The organism is Pseudomonas sp. B21-040 (assembly GCF_024748695.1).
Lineage (GTDB): Bacteria > Pseudomonadota > Gammaproteobacteria > Pseudomonadales > Pseudomonadaceae > Aquipseudomonas.
The window spans coordinates 2,555,931-2,574,643 of the sequence record NZ_CP087176.1; the positions used below are offsets into that span (position 1 = coordinate 2,555,931).

At 59.1% G+C, this 18,713-nt stretch carries 15 protein-coding genes and 1 pseudogene; 12 read left to right on the forward strand and 4 right to left on the reverse strand.

What is annotated here, in order from left to right; genetic code table 11:
* The first annotated feature begins 82 nt into the window (after positions 1 to 82).
* Positions 83 to 1,542: pseudogene (locus LOY55_RS11765) on the forward strand (ATP-binding protein).
* Here the strand turns inward: LOY55_RS11765 and LOY55_RS11770 are convergent.
* On the reverse strand, positions 1,531 to 4,335 hold the full coding sequence (locus LOY55_RS11770; protein ID WP_223523699.1) for a winged helix-turn-helix domain-containing protein: 2,805 nt from the start codon (positions 4,333 to 4,335) through the stop codon (positions 1,531 to 1,533). The pseudogene LOY55_RS11765 and the gene LOY55_RS11770 sit on opposite strands and share 12 nt — an antisense overlap.
* A gap of 368 nt (positions 4,336 to 4,703) precedes the next feature.
* On the opposite strand from LOY55_RS11770, the gene LOY55_RS11775 reads away from it, so the two are divergent.
* The 3 genes from LOY55_RS11775 to LOY55_RS11785 all read left to right on the forward strand — a co-directional run bounded on the left by LOY55_RS11775 (position 4,704) and on the right by LOY55_RS11785 (position 7,650).
* Positions 4,704 to 5,279 (forward strand): flavodoxin family protein, encoded by a 576-nt coding sequence (locus LOY55_RS11775; protein WP_109787797.1) that lies wholly within the window; start codon positions 4,704 to 4,706, stop codon positions 5,277 to 5,279.
* Between the two features lie 31 nt (positions 5,280 to 5,310).
* A complete protein-coding gene (locus LOY55_RS11780; protein WP_223523701.1) occupies positions 5,311 to 6,135 on the forward strand; it encodes an alpha/beta fold hydrolase in 825 nt (274 codons plus the stop codon).
* A gap of 72 nt (positions 6,136 to 6,207) precedes the next feature.
* A complete protein-coding gene (locus tag LOY55_RS11785) occupies positions 6,208 to 7,650 on the forward strand; it encodes a catalase (protein ID WP_309475404.1) in 1,443 nt (480 codons plus the stop codon).
* A gap of 193 nt (positions 7,651 to 7,843) precedes the next feature.
* On the opposite strand, the gene LOY55_RS11790 is transcribed toward LOY55_RS11785, so the two are convergent.
* Positions 7,844 to 8,299: a helix-turn-helix domain-containing protein gene (locus tag LOY55_RS11790; RefSeq protein WP_223523702.1), complete on the reverse strand. Its 456-nt coding sequence runs from the start codon at positions 8,297 to 8,299 to the stop codon at positions 7,844 to 7,846.
* A 210-nt stretch (positions 8,300 to 8,509) separates the two neighbouring features.
* Between LOY55_RS11790 and LOY55_RS11795 the strand changes: the two genes are divergently transcribed.
* From LOY55_RS11795 to LOY55_RS11830, 8 genes are all read left to right on the forward strand, one after another.
* On the forward strand, positions 8,510 to 9,496 hold the full coding sequence (locus LOY55_RS11795) for an MBL fold metallo-hydrolase (RefSeq protein ID WP_258667995.1): 987 nt from the start codon (positions 8,510 to 8,512) through the stop codon (positions 9,494 to 9,496).
* 47 nt (positions 9,497 to 9,543) lie between these two features.
* Positions 9,544 to 10,467, forward strand: a complete 924-nt coding sequence (locus tag LOY55_RS11800; protein WP_109787783.1) for a LysR family transcriptional regulator — start codon at positions 9,544 to 9,546, stop codon at positions 10,465 to 10,467.
* A 923-nt stretch (positions 10,468 to 11,390) separates the two neighbouring features.
* Positions 11,391 to 11,750 carry a DUF6124 family protein gene (locus LOY55_RS11805; protein WP_223524874.1) on the forward strand — a complete coding sequence of 120 codons (360 nt, stop codon included), beginning with the start codon at positions 11,391 to 11,393 and terminating at the stop codon, positions 11,748 to 11,750.
* A gap of 343 nt (positions 11,751 to 12,093) precedes the next feature.
* Entirely contained in the window at positions 12,094 to 12,510 is a 417-nt protein-coding gene (locus LOY55_RS11810; protein WP_109787781.1) for a DoxX family protein, read from the forward strand.
* Positions 12,503 to 13,096 (forward strand): antibiotic biosynthesis monooxygenase, encoded by a 594-nt coding sequence (locus LOY55_RS11815; protein WP_109787780.1) that lies wholly within the window; start codon positions 12,503 to 12,505, stop codon positions 13,094 to 13,096. The genes LOY55_RS11810 and LOY55_RS11815 overlap by 8 nt, the downstream gene beginning before the upstream one ends.
* Positions 13,093 to 14,931, forward strand: a complete 1,839-nt coding sequence (locus tag LOY55_RS11820) for an amidohydrolase (protein ID WP_258667996.1) — start codon at positions 13,093 to 13,095, stop codon at positions 14,929 to 14,931. The genes LOY55_RS11815 and LOY55_RS11820 overlap by 4 nt, the downstream gene beginning before the upstream one ends.
* A gap of 70 nt (positions 14,932 to 15,001) precedes the next feature.
* The gene (ycaC, locus tag LOY55_RS11825; RefSeq protein ID WP_258667997.1) at positions 15,002 to 15,628 is read left to right on the forward strand and encodes an isochorismate family cysteine hydrolase YcaC; all 627 of its coding nucleotides are present in this window, start codon (positions 15,002 to 15,004) and stop codon (positions 15,626 to 15,628) included.
* Positions 15,629 to 15,908: 280 nt separating this feature from the next.
* Positions 15,909 to 16,805 (forward strand): LysR family transcriptional regulator, encoded by an 897-nt coding sequence (locus tag LOY55_RS11830; protein WP_223524875.1) that lies wholly within the window; start codon positions 15,909 to 15,911, stop codon positions 16,803 to 16,805.
* A gap of 73 nt (positions 16,806 to 16,878) precedes the next feature.
* On the opposite strand, the gene LOY55_RS11835 is transcribed toward LOY55_RS11830, so the two are convergent.
* Together LOY55_RS11835 and LOY55_RS11840 are read right to left on the reverse strand one after the other, a co-directional pair.
* Complete coding sequence (locus LOY55_RS11835; protein WP_223524877.1) at positions 16,879 to 17,565, reverse strand: thymidylate kinase; 687 nt, start codon at positions 17,563 to 17,565, stop codon at positions 16,879 to 16,881.
* Positions 17,562 to 18,698: a radical SAM protein gene (locus LOY55_RS11840; RefSeq protein ID WP_258667998.1), complete on the reverse strand. Its 1,137-nt coding sequence runs from the start codon at positions 18,696 to 18,698 to the stop codon at positions 17,562 to 17,564. Before LOY55_RS11840 ends, LOY55_RS11835 begins: the two co-directional genes overlap by 4 nt.
* Positions 18,699 to 18,713 lie beyond the last annotated feature (15 nt).

Consider the following 18,713-nt stretch of genomic DNA (forward strand, 5'->3'; position numbering starts at 1 on the left):
GAGGTGCGGGAGCCTGGAGGGCGAGTGCGATGGACGATTGCAGCACGTTAAGCCGGGCCAGGTTTTCAGCACGCGAACGTGCATGAACAGCCTCAGAGATTTAAACAGCGAAGCGGTGCTGCATTTCGGCCCCTACGCGTTTCACCAGCACCAACGGCTGATTCTCGACGGTGAACGGCCGCTGCGCATGGGTGGGCGGGCCCTGGATATTTTGCAGGTGCTGGTCGAGCGTGCCGGGACGGTGGTCAGCAAAGACGAATTGATCGCCCAGGTCTGGCCGACGTCGGTGGTCGAAGAAATCAACCTGCGCGTGCACATCGCCGCGCTGCGCCGCGCCCTTGGCGACGGGCAGAATGGTCAGCGCTATATCGTCAATATTCCCCAGCGCGGGTACAGCTTTGTTGCCCCGGTGCAGCACCTGCCGGCGGGCGCACCCATTGCGATTCAGACCGTTCAGAACGCTCAGCACAACCTGCCTGCGCGGCTCATGCCGGTGACCGGTCGAGACTCGATTGTCGGCAGTCTGGTCCGGCAATTGCCGGTGCGACGCCTGATGACGCTGGTTGGTCCCGCCGGCATCGGTAAAACCACCGTGGCATTGCGCGTTGCCGAGCTGCTGTTGCAGCACTATGAGGACGGCGTCTGGCTGGTGGATCTGTCGACGATTGATGATCCGGCGCAAGTGATTGCCCACCTGGCGCGCACCCTTGAACTGGACGTCGGGGCTACTCTCGAGGTGTTGGCGCAACGCCATACGTTGCTGGTGCTCGACAACTGCGAGCACCTGCTGGAGCGCTGTCGCACATTGGTCGAAAGCTTGCTGGTTGCGGCGCCCCGGCTGTCGATTCTGGCCACTAGCCGTGAACCGCTGCGGGCCTCGGGGAAACCATCCTGCATCTGCCGCCATTGGCGGTGCCGCCCGCTGGCGCTGTACTCAGTGTCACCGAAGTCATGGGCTATTCAGCCGTGCAACTGTTCGTCAGTCGCGCCCGTGCCCGTCAACAAGGCTTTGCCCTGCGCGAACAAGACCTCATGGCCGTGTGTGAAATTTGCCGCCGGCTCGATGGTTTACCGCTGGCCATTGAACTGGCCGCCGCGCAAATCGATGCATTGGCGCTGGTCGGCTTGCAAGCCCAGCTCGACAACTGTTTCCAGCTACTGACCCAGGGCCGGCGCACCGCCGTTCCCCGGCATCAAACCTTGAAAGCTGCGCTGGACTGGAGCTATGAACAGCTGAGCCCGTTGGAGCAAACGGTGCTGCAACGCCTGGCCGTATTCAAAAAGGCCTTCACCCTGGACGCCGCCATGGGAGTGATCAGTTGTGCGGTGTGGCAACCCGGTCGCTTGATCGAAGCGATGCAACACCTAGCGCTCAAATCGCTGTTGTCGCGGGAGCAGGGCAGTGGGGTGACCCGTTACCGGCTCCTCTACACCACCCGCGCGTACGCCCTGGAAAAGCTCGAACACGGTGGTCAATTGCCCGAAGTCGAAAGGCGCTACACCCGTTACATCAACCGGGCGCGCAAAGTGTCAGGCAGGTAGATGGCGTTGCAACTCGTCGAGTAACCGGCGGACTTTTGTCAGGTCCGGCGTGGAAAAGCCTTCGGTGAATCGCTGGTAAATCGGCTCCAACAGCTCATGGGCTGGCCGATAGCGGCCCTGACGCTGCCAAAGCTGTGCCAGCGAGGTGGCGCTGCGGAGTTCCCAGGCGAGAGCGCCCTGGGTTCTGGCGACATTCAGGGCCCTGATCAGCACGGCCTCGGCGGCCTCGGTTTTCAGCGGGCAATCCTCGGTCAGCAGCGCGCTCGCCCTGGCCCGCAGGATTTCTGCGGTGCTCCAGCCTGCGGTGCCGGTATCTGCTCGCTGCTGCAAGGCGTCATCGACGAAACCGCTGTCCAGCGTGACCATGATGTCCTTGATCAACCCGCTGCCCGGTGGGGGCGGCAAGTGCGCTTGGGTCTGGTCAATCACCTGCGCGTAGTGCCGCGCCCACGTGTGGAACAGCAGCACCGAATGTTTCTGCGCTTGTTCCAGCAGCAGGCGCAGGAGTTCGCGGGCAGTGCGGGTGTCGCCGTTGTAGTGGGCGATCAGGCAACCGGCCAGGGCCAGGGTGTAGCAGATGGAGGTGCCATGGTTGATCTGGATCGCGATGTCCAGTGCCTGCCGGGCGGTGCGCCAGGCCTGTTCCGGTCGGCCCTGCAACCACAGGATGCGCGCCAGAATCGTCAGGGCGGCAACGCTCTGATCGTATTGCACGCCAAAACCATGGGTGAAGCGGTTGAGGTGGCCGCTCTGGGCCATACGCTGGATCACTTGTTCGGCATTCATCCGTGCTTGTTCTTGATCACCCGAAAAATGCAGGGCCAGCACGCGTAAACGGTGTGTGCTCAGCGACAGCACGGTGTCGTCATGTTTGCCCAGCCGTTTGAACTGCAGGCTCTGTTCCAGTGCCATTTGATAGTTGCCGCAACTGAGATTGACCGCCATGTACCCGGACAGCGCTCGTAGTTGACCGGTCAAGTCACCACACTGATTGGCGAGGGCTCGGGCGCCGACGAAGGCGTCGATGGTTTCAGCGGTCCCCCCCTGGAGGTGGTAGCAGGAGGCGCCGAGGGCAAGCTTCAGGTTCATGTGCAGATGACAGCAGGGCTCGGGCGTCGCATCGAGCAATGCCAGCGCCTTGCGCACATAATCGCCGTGCTCCTTGAGCAACGACAGTTCCTGCCAGAGCGGCGTCGACGTTGCGACAAGGCGAATCGCCAGGGCCTGTTGGCGTTGCGTATTCAACCCCCAGTCGAGGGCCGAACGAATGTCTTCCAGGGTCCGGGCATAACGCTCGATCCACAGGCGGGTTGGGATGTGTTCCCAATCGCTCCGGGCCTGATGCATCAAGGCCAGGCAACGTTCGGCATGGCGTACGCGGGTGTCCGGCAAGTCGGCGGCCTGGTCGAGTTTTTCCAGGGCATAGTGGCGCGTGGTGTCGAGCAGGCGGTAGTACACGTCTTCGTCGCCCACTTCCACGCTCAACAGCGATTTGGCCACCAGTTGGGTGATTACGCCAAAGACCCTGTCGGGATCGATGTGTTCGCCGACGATCACCGCCGCCGCTGATTCCAGGGTGAAGCCACCCCGGAATACGCCGAGTCGGCGCAGGCAGGTTTGCTCGCACGCCGTCAACAGGTCGAAGCTCCAGTCGAGCGTAGCGCGCAATGTCTGGTGTCGGCCCAATGCCGGCTGACACCCTTGGGTCAGCAGGCGAAAACTGTCCTGTAGCTGATCCAGCAATCCGCTCAAGCCAAAGTGGCCGACTTGCGCGGCGGCCAGTTCGATGGCCAACGGAATGCCGTCCAGGCGATGGCAGATGTCGACCAGCAACGGTAGGTCTGCATCGCTCAGTTCAAAGCTGTCGTGGCTGGCCATCGCCCGCTCGACAAACAATTGCAGGGCCGAAAACGTCAACGCCTGAGCGCGGTCCAGCACTGCTATGGGTGGCGGACAGTCCAGCGATTCAAGACGCTGAACATATTCGCCTTCAGCCCGCAGGCTTTCGCGACTGGTGGCCAGAATGTGCACCTGCGGCGCGCCACGCAGCAGGGTTTCGCAGAGCACCGCGAGGGTGTCGACCAGGTGTTCGCAGTTGTCGATCACCAGCAACATTTGCCGGTCGCGCAGGAACATCGCCAGGCCGTTCATGGGGTCGGCGTCGGGCAAGGACACCTCCAGCAGCGTCGCCAGATGACTGCTGATCATTCTCGGGTCGTTGATCGGGGCCAGGTCCAGCAAGCGAATGCCGTCCCGGTAGCGTCCGATCAATTGTTCGGCGACGCGCAGGGCCACGGTGGTCTTGCCGATGCCGCCGGGGCCGACGAGGGTGATGAACCGCAGGTGAGCCAATCGCGAGACCAGACTGTCAACCAAGGGTTGGCGACCGATCAGGCGGGTACGGCGCACAGGCAGGTTATGGCCGCTCGGCGCCGGCCCTTGGCGTACAGGCGGTTGTTCGATCAGCTCCAGCGAGAAGGGCGCGACAAAACTGTAGCCGCGTTGTGCCACGGTGATGATGTAGCGCTGGCCTGCCTGACCATCGCCGAGGGCTTTGCGCAGCGCCGCCATGTGCACCCGCAGGTTGATGTCTTCCACCACGCTTCTGGGCCAGACCGCCGCGATCAATTGCTGCTTGCTGACCACATTCCCGGCGTGCTCCAGCAGGATCAACAGAATGTCCATGGCACGCTTGCCCAGGCGCAAAGGCTGGTCCGCCTCCATCACCAGACGTTGTCCGGGATAGATCCGGTAAGGGCCGAAATGCACAACCTGTTCAGGGGAAAGGGTCAACGGGTCACTCCTGCCTGCATCCGTCTAGTACGCGGTTTCCGAGCATACTCCTCAGGTTTTCGCGGCAACGCAATGCGCGGCGCGAGTGACTGCGGGGTGTCCGCCCCGACGGCCGCTACCGGCCACGCGGCAGAGGCCGTGTTTACGGTAACAAAGCCGGGGTTACGGCTTTTGGTGCGCCAGGGAAAATTAACAACGTTTAACTCGTGTTGAGTCTGGTCCGCGCCCAAAACTCTCGTCCCATGGGACCTGTAGCCGCTGTCGAGTGAAACGAGGCTGCGATCTTGGCGATCAAAAATCGCAGCCTCGTTTCACTCGACAGCGGCTACAGCGCCTTCAAGGATTCAATTTGTCATAAGGACGCCGGAATGAGCAACGTAGTGGTGGTCTATCACAGCGGCTACGGGCACACCCGCGTCATGGCGCATGCCGTCGCCCAAGGAGTGGAGCGCCACCTGGGCAGCACCTGCCAGTTGATCCCGGTCGAGGAAGTGCAAGACCACTGGGATCAACTGCACCATGCCGACGCCATCATCTTCGGCGCTCCGACTTACATGGGCAGCGCTTCGGCGCCGTTCAAAGGGTTCATGGAGGCCACCGCGGCGTTTTACCTGGCCCAACCCTGGCGCGACAAACTGGCCGCCGGGTTCACCAACTCCGGCAGCCTGTGCGGCGACAAACTCAACACCTTGCTGCAGATGGCGGTATTCGCCGCCCAGCACTCAATGATCTGGGTCGGTCTCGACCTGCTGCCGGCGCGCTCCGGCACCGGCGTGTTCGATGGGCAGATGAATCGCCTGGGCAGCTCGCTGGGGGCCATGTCCCAGTCGAATGTCGAACAACCTCCCGAGCTGGCCCCGCCGCCCGAAGATCGCTGCACCGCCGCGCACCTGGGCGAGCGCGTTGCACGGCTGGCCGCACGCATGAATTCCTCACCGCTTTGATACACCCCGACACTCACTAAGGAGCAATCGCATGAGCACGTTCACCACTCGAGACGGCACCGAGATTTACTACAAGGATTGGGGCACGGGTCAGCCCATCGTCTTCAGCCACGGCTGGCCGTTGAACGCTGACAGTTGGGAGTCGCAGATGTTGTTCCTGGCCTCCAAAGGTTACCGGGTCATCGCCCATGACCGCCGTGGTCACGGGCGCTCCAGCCAGCCGTGGACCGGCAACGACATGGACACCTACGCCGACGACCTGGCGCAATTGATCGAGTTGCTGGACCTGCAAAACGCCGTGCTGTTCGGTTTCTCCACCGGGGGCGGTGAAGTGGCGCGCTACATCGGTCGCCACGGAACGGACCGGGTGGCCAAGGCCGGGTTGATTTCTTCGGTGCCGCCGCTGATGCTCAAGACCGAAGCCAACCCCGGCGGCCTGCCGATCGAGGTGTTTGACGGCATTCGCCAGGCATCGCTGGTCGACCGTTCGCAGCTGTACATCGACCTCGCCAGCGGCCCGTTCTTCGGTTTCAACAAACCGGGCGCGAAGCCGTCACAGGGCATGATCGACTGGTTCTGGATGCAAGGCATGACCTCCGGCCACAAGAACGCCTACGACTGCATCAAGGCTTTTTCCGAAACCGACTTCACCGAAGACCTGAAGAAATTCGACGTGCCGACCCTGGTGGTGCACGGCGATGCGGACCAGGTGGTGCCGATCGAAGCGTCGGGCATTGCTTCGGCAAAACTGGTCAAGGGATCTACGCTCAAGGTCTATCCGGGCGCCCCCCATGGATTGACTGATACCCACAAGGATCAGCTCAACACTGATTTGTTGGCGTTTCTCAAGGGTTGATGTCCCCGGCGCGGGCGTAGATCCGCGCCGGTTTTCGCTCCTGATGAGCAGCAATCCATCGAGTACATGATCATGAAAAAGCTGACCAACGCCACCGGCGCCCCGGTGGTCAATAACCTTAATATCCAGACCGCCGGCCCCCGCGGCCCGGCACTCCTGCAAGACATCTGGTTGTTGGAAAAACTCGCCCACTTCGACCGCGAGGTCATCCCCGAACGCCGCATGCATGCCAAGGGCGCTGGCGCCTACGGCACATTTACCGTCACCCATGACATCAGTGACTACACCAAGGCCAGTATCTTCAGTGCCGTGGGCAAGCAAACACCGCTGTTCGTGCGTTTTTCCTCGGTGGCCGGCGAGCGCAGCGCAGCGGATGCCGAGCGTGACATCCGGGGTTTTGCGGTGAAGTTCTACACCGACGAAGGCAACTGGGACATCGTCGGCAACAACACGCCGGTGTTCTTCTTCCGCGATCCGCTGCGTTTTGCGGACCTTAATCATGTGGTCAAGCGCGATCCGCGTACCGGCCTGCGTAACGCCACCAGCAACTGGGATTTCTGGAGCCTGCTGCCCGAGGCGCTGCACCAGGTGACCATCGTGATGAGTGATCGCGGGATTCCCACCAGCTTTCGCCATATGCACGGCTTTGGCAGTCACACCTTCAGCCTGATCAACCGCGACAACAAACGGGTGTGGGTGAAGTTTCATTTTGTCTGTCAGCAAGGCATCGAGAACCTCTCGGATGCCGAGGCGCAAGCGGTGGTCGGCAGGGACCGCGAAAGCAATCTGCGCGACCTGTATGAAGTCATCGAACAGGGCAATTTTCCGCGCTGGAAACTGTGCATCCAGGTGATGGAAGAAGAGCAGGCCAACACGTACCGGCACAACCCGTTCGACCTGACCAAGGTGTGGCCTCACGGCGAGTTTCCGCTGATCGAGGTCGGCATCATGGAGCTCAATCGCAACGCCGAGAACCACTTCGCCGAAATCGAACAAGCGGCGTTTTCGCCAGCCAACGTGGTGCCGGGCGTGAGTTTTTCGCCCGACCGCATGCTCCAGGCGCGGCTGTTTTCCTATGGTGATGCCCAACGCTATCGCCTCGGTGTGAATTTCAATCACATCCCGGTCAACGCACCGCGCTCCCCGGCGAACAGCTACCACCGCGACGGCGCCATGCGCACCGATGGCAACCTCGGTGGCACTGCCAGTTACTTCCCCAACAGCGTGGGCGAGTGGCAGGATTCGCCAGAGCTGGCCGATCCGCCGCTGCCAGTGGAAGGCTTCGCCCAGCACTATGACCATCGGCTGGAAAATGACCACTACGAGCAACCGGGGAACCTGTTCCGGTTGCTGGACCCGGTGCGCAAGCAGTTGCTGTTTGACAACACCGCGCGGGCCATGAATGGCGTGCCACGGGCGATTCGTCAGCGCCATATCGAGAACTGCACCAAGGCAGATCCGGCGTATGGGTTCGGCGTGGCTGAGGCGTTGGAACGTCTGGTCCCGCTGGGTTAACCCTGTAGCAGCTAGTTCGGCTTGTAGCAGCTGTCGAGCTTGCGTTCGGCTTGTAGCAGCAGTCGAGCTTGCGAGGCTGCGTCCGGCTGCGAAGCAGTCGTAAAATCAGCCAACGCGGTGTTTCAGGTAGACCGCGCTGTCAGGTTTCACGACTGCTTTGCAGCCGGACGCAGCCTCGCAAGCTCGACAGCTGCTACACCTGCCACAAAGTGTTCGGCTGCGCTTGAGCGGTACAGACGGGGCGGCGGGGCTGAGCGGGTACAGCACGGCAACGCCAGGCAAACGGGTTGATGCCTTCGCTGCGGGTGAAGATGTGGCAGAAATGCGCTTGATCGCAGAAGCCGCATTCGAGGCTGATTTGCGTGAGGCTCAAATCGGTCGTGCGGATCAGTTCCTTGGCCCGGGCAATACGTTGGTGACGAATCCAGTCCTGGGGCGAGTAACCGGTGCTGCACTTGAACGCGCGGGAGAAATGACTGCGCGAGAGGGCGCAGGCGTGGGCCAGCTCGGTCACTTCAACCGTTTCACCGAGTCGATCCAGAATCAGTTGTTTGGCCAGGTTTTCTCGCCATGGGGTCAGGCCGCCGGTGGTCTTCTTTCGCGTATCAATAACTGCCGCGCGGGCAGTGTTTTGCTGAGAATGAGCCATGACAAATGTCCGTGTCGGTGAGCTTCATTCTTGGTCGCGGGGCGCTGGCAGGCGAGTTAAACGTTGTTAATTTCCTGGTTTTGTCCATATCGAGTAACCGCTCTAACTCAGCACATCGCTGCAATTTTCCGTGGGCGAGGTGCCGGCACAATCGGCATCATCCGGCGGCGTGTCTGTGGCCGTTTTTCTGATTCGATCAAGGGTGAACACATGAAACATTCGTTGGTTTGCGCGATAGGGCTTTCGGTAGCGCTGGCGTCCGGCATTTCCTCGGCTCAGGCACCGGCGCAGGTCGGCACCCAAGTGCCGGGTTACTTCCGTTTGGCGGTGGGCGATTACGAAGTGACGGCGTTGTTCGATGGCTACAACGACCTGTCGCCCAAGCTGCTCAAAGGCCTGAGCCAAAGCCAGATCCGCGCGCTGCTCGCCCGGCGCTCGATTGAAACACCGGGCGTGCAAACCGCGTTCAATGCGTTCCTGGTCAACACCGGCAAGCAGTTGATCCTGGTGGACACCGGCGCCGGCCAGTGCATCGGCGCCACCGCCGGCATGCTCTCGGACAACATGAAAGCCGCCGGCTATGAACCGTCTCAGGTTGACGCGATTCTGTTGACTCACCTGCACCTGGACCACGTCTGCGGGCTGGTCGATGCCGAGCAAAAACCGGTGTTCGCCAATGCCACGGTGTATGCGGCCAAGGCCGAGGCCGATTACTGGCTTGACCCTCAGGCCATCGCCAAGGCCCCCGAGGGCGCAAAACCGTATTTCAAAATCGCCCAGGATTCCACGGCGCCTTACGTCGCACAGGGTCGCTTCAAAACGTTCGACGCCGGTCAGTCACCCGTGCCAGGCGTGGTCGATGCCGAGCTGGAAGCCGGGCACACGCCGGGCAGCACCACCTACCGTTTCACCTCTCAGGGCCAGAGCATTTTGTTCATGGGCGATCTGGTGCATAACCTCGCCGTGCAGTTCGAACACCCTGAAGTGTCGATCGGTTTTGACGTCGACAGCCAGCAAGCGATCAAACGCCGCGCCAAGGTGTTCAGCGACGCGGTGGCCAGCAAGACCTGGGTCACGGCGGCGCACCTGCCGTTTCCGGGCATCGGCCACATCGCGGCGGAGGGCAAGCACTTCCAATGGGTGCCGGTCGAGTACGGCCCTTACAAACGAGCAGCCAACGTACCGCTGATCGAGTAAAGTCCCAGCGCTTCGTGCCTGTCTGAACTCACAAGGGAGCCATGCCTATGAACCGTAACGACCTGCGCCGTGTCGACATGAACCTGCTGGTGATTTTCGAGGCCTTGATGTTCGAAAAAAACCTGACCCGTGTTGCTGAAAAACTGTTCATGGGCCAGCCGGCGGTGAGTGCGGCATTGGGGCGGTTACGGGATTTGTTCGACGATCCATTGTTGCTGCGCAATGGCCGCGGCATGGAGCCGACCGGGCGGGCGCTGGCGATTCTCAAGGAGTTGCAGCCGGCGATGGATGTGATCTCCGGCGCGGTCAGTCGCGCCAAGGAGTTCGAGCCGGCCAGCAGTTGCGACGTGTTTCGCATCGGGCTGTCGGACGATGCTGAATTCGGTCTGTTTCCGCCGCTGCTGCGACAGCTTCAGGAAGAGGCGCCAGGGATCGTGATTGTGGTGCGCCGCGCCAATTACTTGTTGATGCCGGCGTTGCTGGCGTCCGGGGAGATTTCCGTGGGTGTCAGCTATACCACCGAATTGCCGGCGAATGCCAAGCGCAAAAAACTGCGCGACATTCCCTGCAAGGTGCTGCGTGGGGACAAGCGTCCCGGCACTCTGACGCTGGATGAATACTGCGAGCGGCCGCATGCCATGGTTTCGTTTTCCGGCGATCTGAGTGGCAACATCGATCTCGACCTGGCCAAGCTTGGTCGTAGTCGGCGTGTGGTGTTGGGGGTGCCGCAGTTCAGTGGTTTGCGTGCGATCCTTGCTGGCACCGAGATGATTGCCACGGTGCCGGATTATGCGGCGTGTGCGTTGGTGGAGGGGTGTGGGTTGCGTGCTGAGGACCCGCCGTTTGCCATTGATGCGGCGCAACTGTCGATGGCGTGGAGTGGGGTGCATGATAATGATCCGGCGGAGCGATGGTTGCGGTCGCGGATCAGTGAGTTTATGTCTGGGCCTTTGCCTGTGGTATCTGCTTGAACGTGGCGGCCTTTGGGCCGACCAAGTTGTTGTTTTTGGTGTACATATCCGTTGCTGCGGTAACGGCGGCTTAGGGTTTCGCCCTTACGGCGACTCACTTTTTTTTCAAACGCCAAAAAAAAGTAAGCAAAAAAAGGCTCGCCCCGAGCGTCCGGCCCCTCGCTGGGGCTCGGCGTTCCTTCGCTCCGGTATCCCTCCGGGGACACTGCCCTCCGGTCGGCTTCGCTTCGACCTACATGCAGCGTGTTCGACTGCGTCGAACGGCGCTACGCGCCACTCCCCGGATGAACACCTCCACTCAGCCTCCCGAAGGGGCGGGTGGATCAAGATCAAAAGCTGCAGGCGAGCTAACGCTCGGCCTGGTGAGTGGTGAGGGGCAAGAGCGGGTGTGGGGTGTTTTGCTTTTTGTGGGAGCGGGCTTGCCAGCGATGGCGGCCTGCCAGCCGACCGATCTCTTGCCGGTGTACCCATTCCCTGTAGGAGCCGGGCTTTTCCGCGATGGCGGCCTGGCAGCCGACCAACCTCTAGCAGATGGACCCGCTCCGACAGGGAATGTGCACTCATCCAAGCACTCCGTTTAATGGTGTTTAGCGTTACTTCCTGAAAGCCACAGAACCTTGCGCCGTTGCCTACGACTGCGCCAGAATCCGCCGGCTTGTGCGCTTTGACCCTGAACTCTATCGTTTCCGCATCGCTGCCAATCAGCGATCGGGTTTAGCGACCTGATCAGGTATAAGCGCAGCAACGCTCCGTCTTTATTGCAGGCATTGCATGTCTGTAGTTTCGATATGGTGGCTGTGCGCGGGAGGCCCTCGGGTCTGCCGGGTCTTATACCTCTCGGTTCGCTAACCTGCGTACAGCCGCCACCCTTACTTGTTTAGCGACAGGTTCTGGTGGCTCCATCAGGTATAAGGAGCTTCACCATGTTCAAAATCACACCCAATCCGCCAGAACCCGACGACGTTTCCCCCTACGAAACCACCGACTCCAAAAAGCTAAATACCGCCGCCGACCGCGCCCTCGATTTCTACCTCAAACCCGTCATCCCCAAAGACACGCCACGCAAACCCAGCACGATTTACCTCGTCGATCCCGAAACCGGTAACGAAACCCTGCTGGTCAACGCCTGCGAGTCATTGGCGTCCGCCAGCGTCATGCTGAGCGATTTCGCCGGGCAACTGAGCAGCCCGCAACGCCACCCCCTGCTCGGTATTCAACAGTCCGTGATGTTGGGTGAACTGGCGGTGAACCGGATGTTGGATAATTTCGATCCGCAGGGCTAACGACGTATCTGTACCGATCGTTCCCACGCAGAGCGTGGAAACGATCAAAAGAACGGCCTCACCAGAGGCCGTTTTTTGTGCCTGCAAGAAACCTTCCGGCAAAGCAGGTTCCTGTGGGAGCCGGGCTTGCCCGCGATGGCGCAGGGTCAGTCAACATCTGTATTGACTGGAAGACCGCCATCGCGGGCAAGCCCGGCTCCTACAGAGATCTACGCAGGTAGGTAGCGGCGGGGCATCCACAAAAAGAGCACGTACATCCAATTTTTTGCGTCCCCCCACCGGCACTATCGAATCAAGTCCCGGCGCATCGCTGCCGGTGGTTTTTCATTTGTGCAGGTAGCCCATGAACGCATCGCGGTGGGATGAACAGGCTGAGGATTGGGGCCTGCTTTTTTTGCGGATCAGCAGCAGTTTGTTTTTGCTGTGGGTGCACGGTTTGCCGAAGCTGCTTAACTACAGCGCTCAACTGCAAGTCATCGAAGACCCTTTTCACATGGGCGTGAGCCTCACGCTGATGCTGGCGATTTTCGCCGAGGTGCTGTGCCCGCTGCTGATCATTGCCGGGGTGTTGGTGCGTTTGGCGTGCCTGCCGATTTTGACGTTGCTGCTGGTGGCGCTGCTGATTGTGCATCCGCAATGGAGTGTTGAAGAAGGGCAGTTCGGCTGGCTGCTGTTGATCCTGTTCACCAGCATTTTTATCGCCGGGCCGGGACGGCTGGCGCTCAATGTCCGATTCGCCGGAGTGTTGCGTTATGCCTGAATCCAATCGTTTCGAAGAAGTCGTGACCCTGGTCATCAAGCACCGGGTCAAGGCTGGATTTGAAGTGCCCTATGAAGCCTGGCTGCGCAACATCGTGAACATTGCCGGGCAACAGGAAGGGCACCTGGGCGTGGATGTGATGCGCGGTAAAAGTGCCGGGCTCGACATGTACACCTGCGTATTACGCTTTTGCACCACCGACGCGATGCAGCGCTGGCTCGACTCGCCGCAACGGCTGGCACTGGTCCAGGAAGCCACGCCGATGCTCGCCGACGGCGACCAGACCGAAGTCAACCCGGTCAAGGAATTCTGGTTCGCGCCGCAGGCCGACACCGCATCGCCACCGCCGCCGCGCTGGAAGCAAGCCGTGGTGACGCTGTTGGTCATTCTGCCGCACACCTTGCTGGTGCCACTGATCTGGGGGCCGCTACTACAGCTCAATGCGTTCCTCTCCAACTACGTGGTCGCGACGTTCCTGATCACGCTGACCATTGTCGTGTCGGTGGTGTACCTGTTCATGCCGATGGCGACGCGCCTGTTCGCGCCCTGGTTATCTCCTTCCACTCAGCCCAAGGAAACGCGATGAACGCCGATCTGATTTTGTTCAATGGCCAATTTCATACCGTTGACCGTGAAAACCCGCGCGCCAGTGCTGTAGCGATCCGCGACGGTCGTTTCGTCGCGGTCGGTACCGATGCCGAGGCCATGGCCCTGCGCGGCTCGGGTACGCAGGTCATCGACCTCAAGGGTCGCTGCGTCATTCCCGGCCTCAACGACTCGCACCTGCACCTGATTCGTGGCGGTTTGAACTACAACCTCGAACTGCGTTGGGAAGGGGTGCCGTCGCTGGCCGATGCATTGCGCATGCTCAAGGACCAGGCCGACCGCACGCCGACGCCGCAGTGGGTGCGGGTGGTCGGTGGCTGGAACGAATTCCAGTTCGCCGAAAAACGCATGCCGACCCTTGAAGAGCTCAATCAGGCCGCGCCGGATACGCCGGTGTTTGTGCTGCACTTGTACGACCGCGCCTTGCTCAACCGTGCCGCATTGCGCGTGGCCGGGTACACGCGCAACACGCCGAACCCGCCGGGTGGCGAGATTGTGCGAGATGCCAACGGCGAACCGACCGGCATGCTGGTGGCGCGACCCAATGCGATGATTTTGTACTCGACGCTGGCCAAGGGACCGAAGTTGCCGCTGGAGTATCAGGTCAACTCGACTCGCCAGTTCATGCGCGAACTCAACCGTCTGGGCCTGACCAGTGCCATCGATGCCGGCGGCGGTTTCCAGAATTACCCGGACGATTATCAGGTGATCGAACAGTTGGCCAAAGACCAGCAATTGACCATCCGGATCGCCTACAACCTGTTCACCCAAAAGCCCAAAGAAGAACTCACCGACTTCAATAACTGGACCAGCAGCGTGACCCTGCACCAGGGCGACGATTACCTGCGGCACAACGGCGCCGGGGAAATGCTGGTGTTTTCGGCAGCGGATTTCGAGGACTTCCTCGAACCCCGCCCGGACCTGCCGCAGACCATGGAAGCCGAGCTGGAGCCGGTGGTGCGCCACCTCGTCGAGCAGCGCTGGCCGTTCCGGTTGCACGCCACCTACAACGAATCGATCAGCCGCATGCTCGACGTGTTCGAGAAGGTCAACCGCGACATCCCGTTCAATGGTTTGCCATGGTTTTTCGACCATGCCGAAACCATCACCCCGCAGAACATCGAGCGGGTGAGGGCGTTGGGCGGTGGTATTGCGATTCAGGACCGGATGGCGTTTCAGGGCGAATATTTTGTCGAGCGCTACGGCGCCAAAGCGGCCGAAGCGACGCCGCCGATCAAGCGCATGTTGGCCGAAGGTGTGCCGGTCGGCGCCGGCACCGATGCGACGCGGGTGTCGAGCTACAACCCATGGACTTCGCTGTACTGGATGGTCAGCGGCCGCACGGTCGGCGGCCTGGAATTGCACGCAGAAGGACTGTCGCGCCAGACCGCGCTGGAACTGTTCACCCACGGCAGCGCCTGGTTCTCTTCCGAGCAGGGCAAGAAAGGCATGATCAAGGTCGGCCAGCTGGCGGACGTGGCGGCCCTGAGCGCGGACTTTTTCAGTGTCGATGAAGAAGCGATCAAGTGGATCGAGTCGGTGTTGACCGTGGTCGGCGGCAAGGTGGTGTACGCCGCCGGGGATTTCGAAAAACTCGGCCCAGCCAGCGTACCGGTGCTGCCGGACTGGTCGCCGGTGGTCAAGGTGCCGGGTCACTGGCGGCCAACGTCGCCGATGCAGGCGCAGGTTCACCATTGCAGCGGGCCGTGCGGCGTGCATGCCCACAGTCATGAGAAGGCGCGTTTGTCGAACGCGCCGGTCAGCGACTTCGCCGGTTTTTGGGGCGCCTTTGGCTGCTCGTGCTTTGCGTTCTGACGATTACCAAAAAAGCGCCAGCCACCGCGGCCAGCGCTTTGAGCGATAAACATCCACCGAGGAGTTTCACATGAGCAACGTTCCATACAAGCGCCTGAACAAAGACGACGCTGTTGTCCTGCTGGTCGACCACCAGACCGGCCTGATCTCGCTGGTCCAGGATTTCTCGCCAAACGAGTTCAAGAACAACGTGTTGGCTCTGGGCGACGTGGCCAAGTTCTTCAAACTGCCGACCATCCTCACCACCAGTTTCGAAAACGGCCCGAATGGCCCGATGGTGCCTGAGCTCAAAGAACAGTTCCCGGACGCGCCGTACATCCCGCGTCCAGGCCAGATCAACGCCTGGGACAACGAAGATTTCGTCAAAGCCGTCAAAGCCACGGGCCGCAAGCAATTGATCATCGCGGGCGTGGTCACTGACGTTTGCGTGACCTTCCCGACACTGTCGGCGCTGGCCGAAGGGTTTGAAGTGTTCGTCGTCACCGACACCTCGGGCACGTTCAACGAAACCGTGCAGCAAGCGGCGTGGGCGCGCATGGCGGCGGCCGGTGCTCAACTGGTGAACTGGTTCTCGGTGGCCTGCGAGCTGCAAGGCGACTGGCGCAACGACATGGAAGGCCTGGCGAACCTGCTGTCGCCACGCATTCCCAACTACCGCAATTTGATGAACAGCTACTCGGTGCTGACGTCGAAGTAAGTTCTGCCCCAATGAAAAATGCCCGCCAATGTGCGGGCATTTTTTTGCCTTGTAGCAGCTGACGAGCAGCGCGAGGCTGCGTTCGGCTGCGGAGCAGTCGTAAAACCTGAGTGCGAGTTTTGTCTGACACACCGCATTGTTTGATTTCACGACTGCTTCGCAGCCGAACGCAGCCTCGCAGGCTCGACAGCGGCTACACGGGCCAGGCGCGAGATTAATGAGGGTGTCGATAATTCAGAAAGCGGCTATAAAGTGTTCGACTGTCAATCAGGCTGTGACAATGAACCCGTTCGAAGATATGCGTATTTTTTGCCAGGTCATGGACTCCGGCAGCTTCACGGCTGCGGCAGATCAATTGGGGCTGTCCAAGCAATTTGTCAGCCGGCGCCTGATGCAACTCGAAGAGCGCCTGGGCGTGCGCTTGCTCAATCGCTCGACCCGGCGACTGGACGTCACGCCGCTGGGGCAAAGTTATTACGAATCGGCCTTGCGCCTGCTCGGTGAAGTCGAGCAAGTGGAGCAGGGCATCGCCGGCCAGACCACCGAGCCACGGGGCACGATTCGCATCAGCGCACCCTTGTCGTTTGCACTGGCGCATTTGGGCAGCCTGCTGCCGGTGTTTTTGCAGCGATATCGTGATGTCACCGTGGAAGTGGACCTGAGTGATCGCCCGGTGGACTTGCTCGGCGAAGGCTACGACCTGGCCTTGCGCATCGGCATTCTGGAAGACTCGACGCTGATCGCCCGGCGCATCGCGTCGATCCAGCGCGTGTATTGCGCCAGCCCGACGTACCTGGCCGAGCGCGGCACGCCGCTCAAACCCGAAGACCTGCACAGCCATGACTGCCTGCCGTATGGCCACAGTCGTCAGGTGCAATGGCGATTCGACGGGCAGGGCAAACCGCTGACCGTCAATGTCACAGGCCGGATGCGGGTCAACAACGGTGATTTGCTCAAAGACGCGGCGATTGCCGGGATGGGGATTACTTACTTGCCGACGTTTATCGTCGGTGCAGCCTTGAAGGACGGCAGGCTGGTGCCGGTGCTGGACGCGTTTCGGCCTGAGCCGCTGAGGTTGTCGGCGGTGTATCCGCAGCACCGCCAGAGTTCGCGGCCGGTACAGGCGTTTATCGAGTTTTTGCGTGAGCGGCTGGATCGGGTGGAAGAGGGGGGTTAAGGTTGACGTTACGACCTGTGGGAGCGAGCTCCCACAGAAAGGCGTCAGTTAACACGTTTGTCACACTCGAATCCTATATCTCGTTGAGTACGCTCTGTACCGCACTAACCGCTCTATCAAGCACAGCTTCCTCACAGAGGTCGGTCGTATCGATCCTCACACAATTTGCCATTCCACATTGCTCATAGCTGGATCGAACCCTATTTTGATACGCAATGAAACTTTTTAGGCGGTCTTCATTACCGCCATCATAGGCGCCGCTCTCACTAAGGCGGAAAGCACCCTTTCTTTGTGCTGCGAGTGCGGGGTCAACATCCAGGAAAATGATGGCGTCCGGTTTTCTAATTGTTGAGAATGTTGTTAAAGCTTCTTCAGCTAAGTTTTTATCTTTAAGTAAAAAGCGTGCTAAGTATTTATAATACCAACCATCAGCGATGCAACTAATGCCGGAGCTTATTAGCGGTCTGATGGCGGCATAGTCTGTGGCATGAAACCAGGCGGATATTAAACTTATCCAATGACTATCACCCAATTGGTCCAGAGGGGCGTTATCCGGATAATCCCAAAGAACTTCACGTAGACGAGACATGTGAAACTCTGTATAGCCTGATGATACCGGTGGTCGGTTTTTATCTATATAGTCGATTTTTGAGTGGGATTCAAAAACTCTGTCAAAAGTTGCTCTCGCTATAGTTGATTTTCCTGCTCCGTCAGTGCCTTCGAATGCGATAAATATTGGTTGGCCAGATGAACCGCTCATGCAAATCCCCCTAAGTAGGCTTCAGTATCTAAAGAGTTTCTGCCACTACCTTCGATTAATGGTTGAAATCCTTCTCTGTGATATATATCCGACATTGTTTTCCCAACCTTCTTCAGGAAGTCTATTGATGGACGCTGTCGGTTAGAGTATTGAGAGCCTGCGTCAGGGTGAAATACTGCTACAGCAGGTACCACTCCCATCTCCCCAAAAAACTCAATGCCCTCAATGATTGACTCCAGCGGTTCCATCCCTGCGACAAATCCTGCATATACATTGCCACGACCTAGAACTTCGACAGCCGCTTCAAAAGCGGATAAAAATAGTTCGCGAGTGTAATCTCGAGATTTTCCAGGGCAAACTTCATTGAATAAAATTGGATTGAATACTTCTATGCTCATCGACATATTGTTGCCATTTTTTTTAAAGCGATCAAAAAGGCGAAAATCCTTAGGAGGCATAGAAATCAAGTGGTAGTCCAAGGTGCTCTGAAGGTTGTATTCTTTTACTCGCTCCAGTAAATCCAAGTGTATTGAGTACCCTTTGTCATAGTTTGGAATCGTTCCACCGTTTAATAGGACCCTTTTATATCGTCCGTGCTCTTCTTTGATTGCGGTAGCTACAGCTTCACCAGCGATATCACCTTTTATTCGCATTTTATGGTCTGATAATGATTCTCTTGCTGATCCCATGGAGCAAAACTTGCATTCACTACCGGTGTTAAAGTAATAACAGTGGCCCGGGGAAAAGATTCCGAGGGTCGAATTTCCGTATACGGTTATATGTTTTTCAAATAATTCGCTATTGCTGAGGTGCATTCCATAAGATTTAGGTCTCTTGGGGAATGTAATTTTAATAGTGTTATCTCCAAGCTTTAGGACAGGAATTTGTTCTTCTAAGGAGATCCGGTAGTTCGAGTCTGGATTATAATTTGCAGCACAAATAATCTGTCCGCCTAAAATTATCTCTTGCGGAGTGCGAGTGATCGAGTTGAGAATAATGCTATCTCCTGTCCCGTAAGCTCGCCTCTTTTCAATATGCTCCGTTCGGGATTGGAAATCCTCTAAGAACTCTTCAGAAAAATTAACTCCATTGCACAATAGTTCAAGTTTCAATCTCACAGTTTCGGATAGCATGGTTTTCTCCAGTTA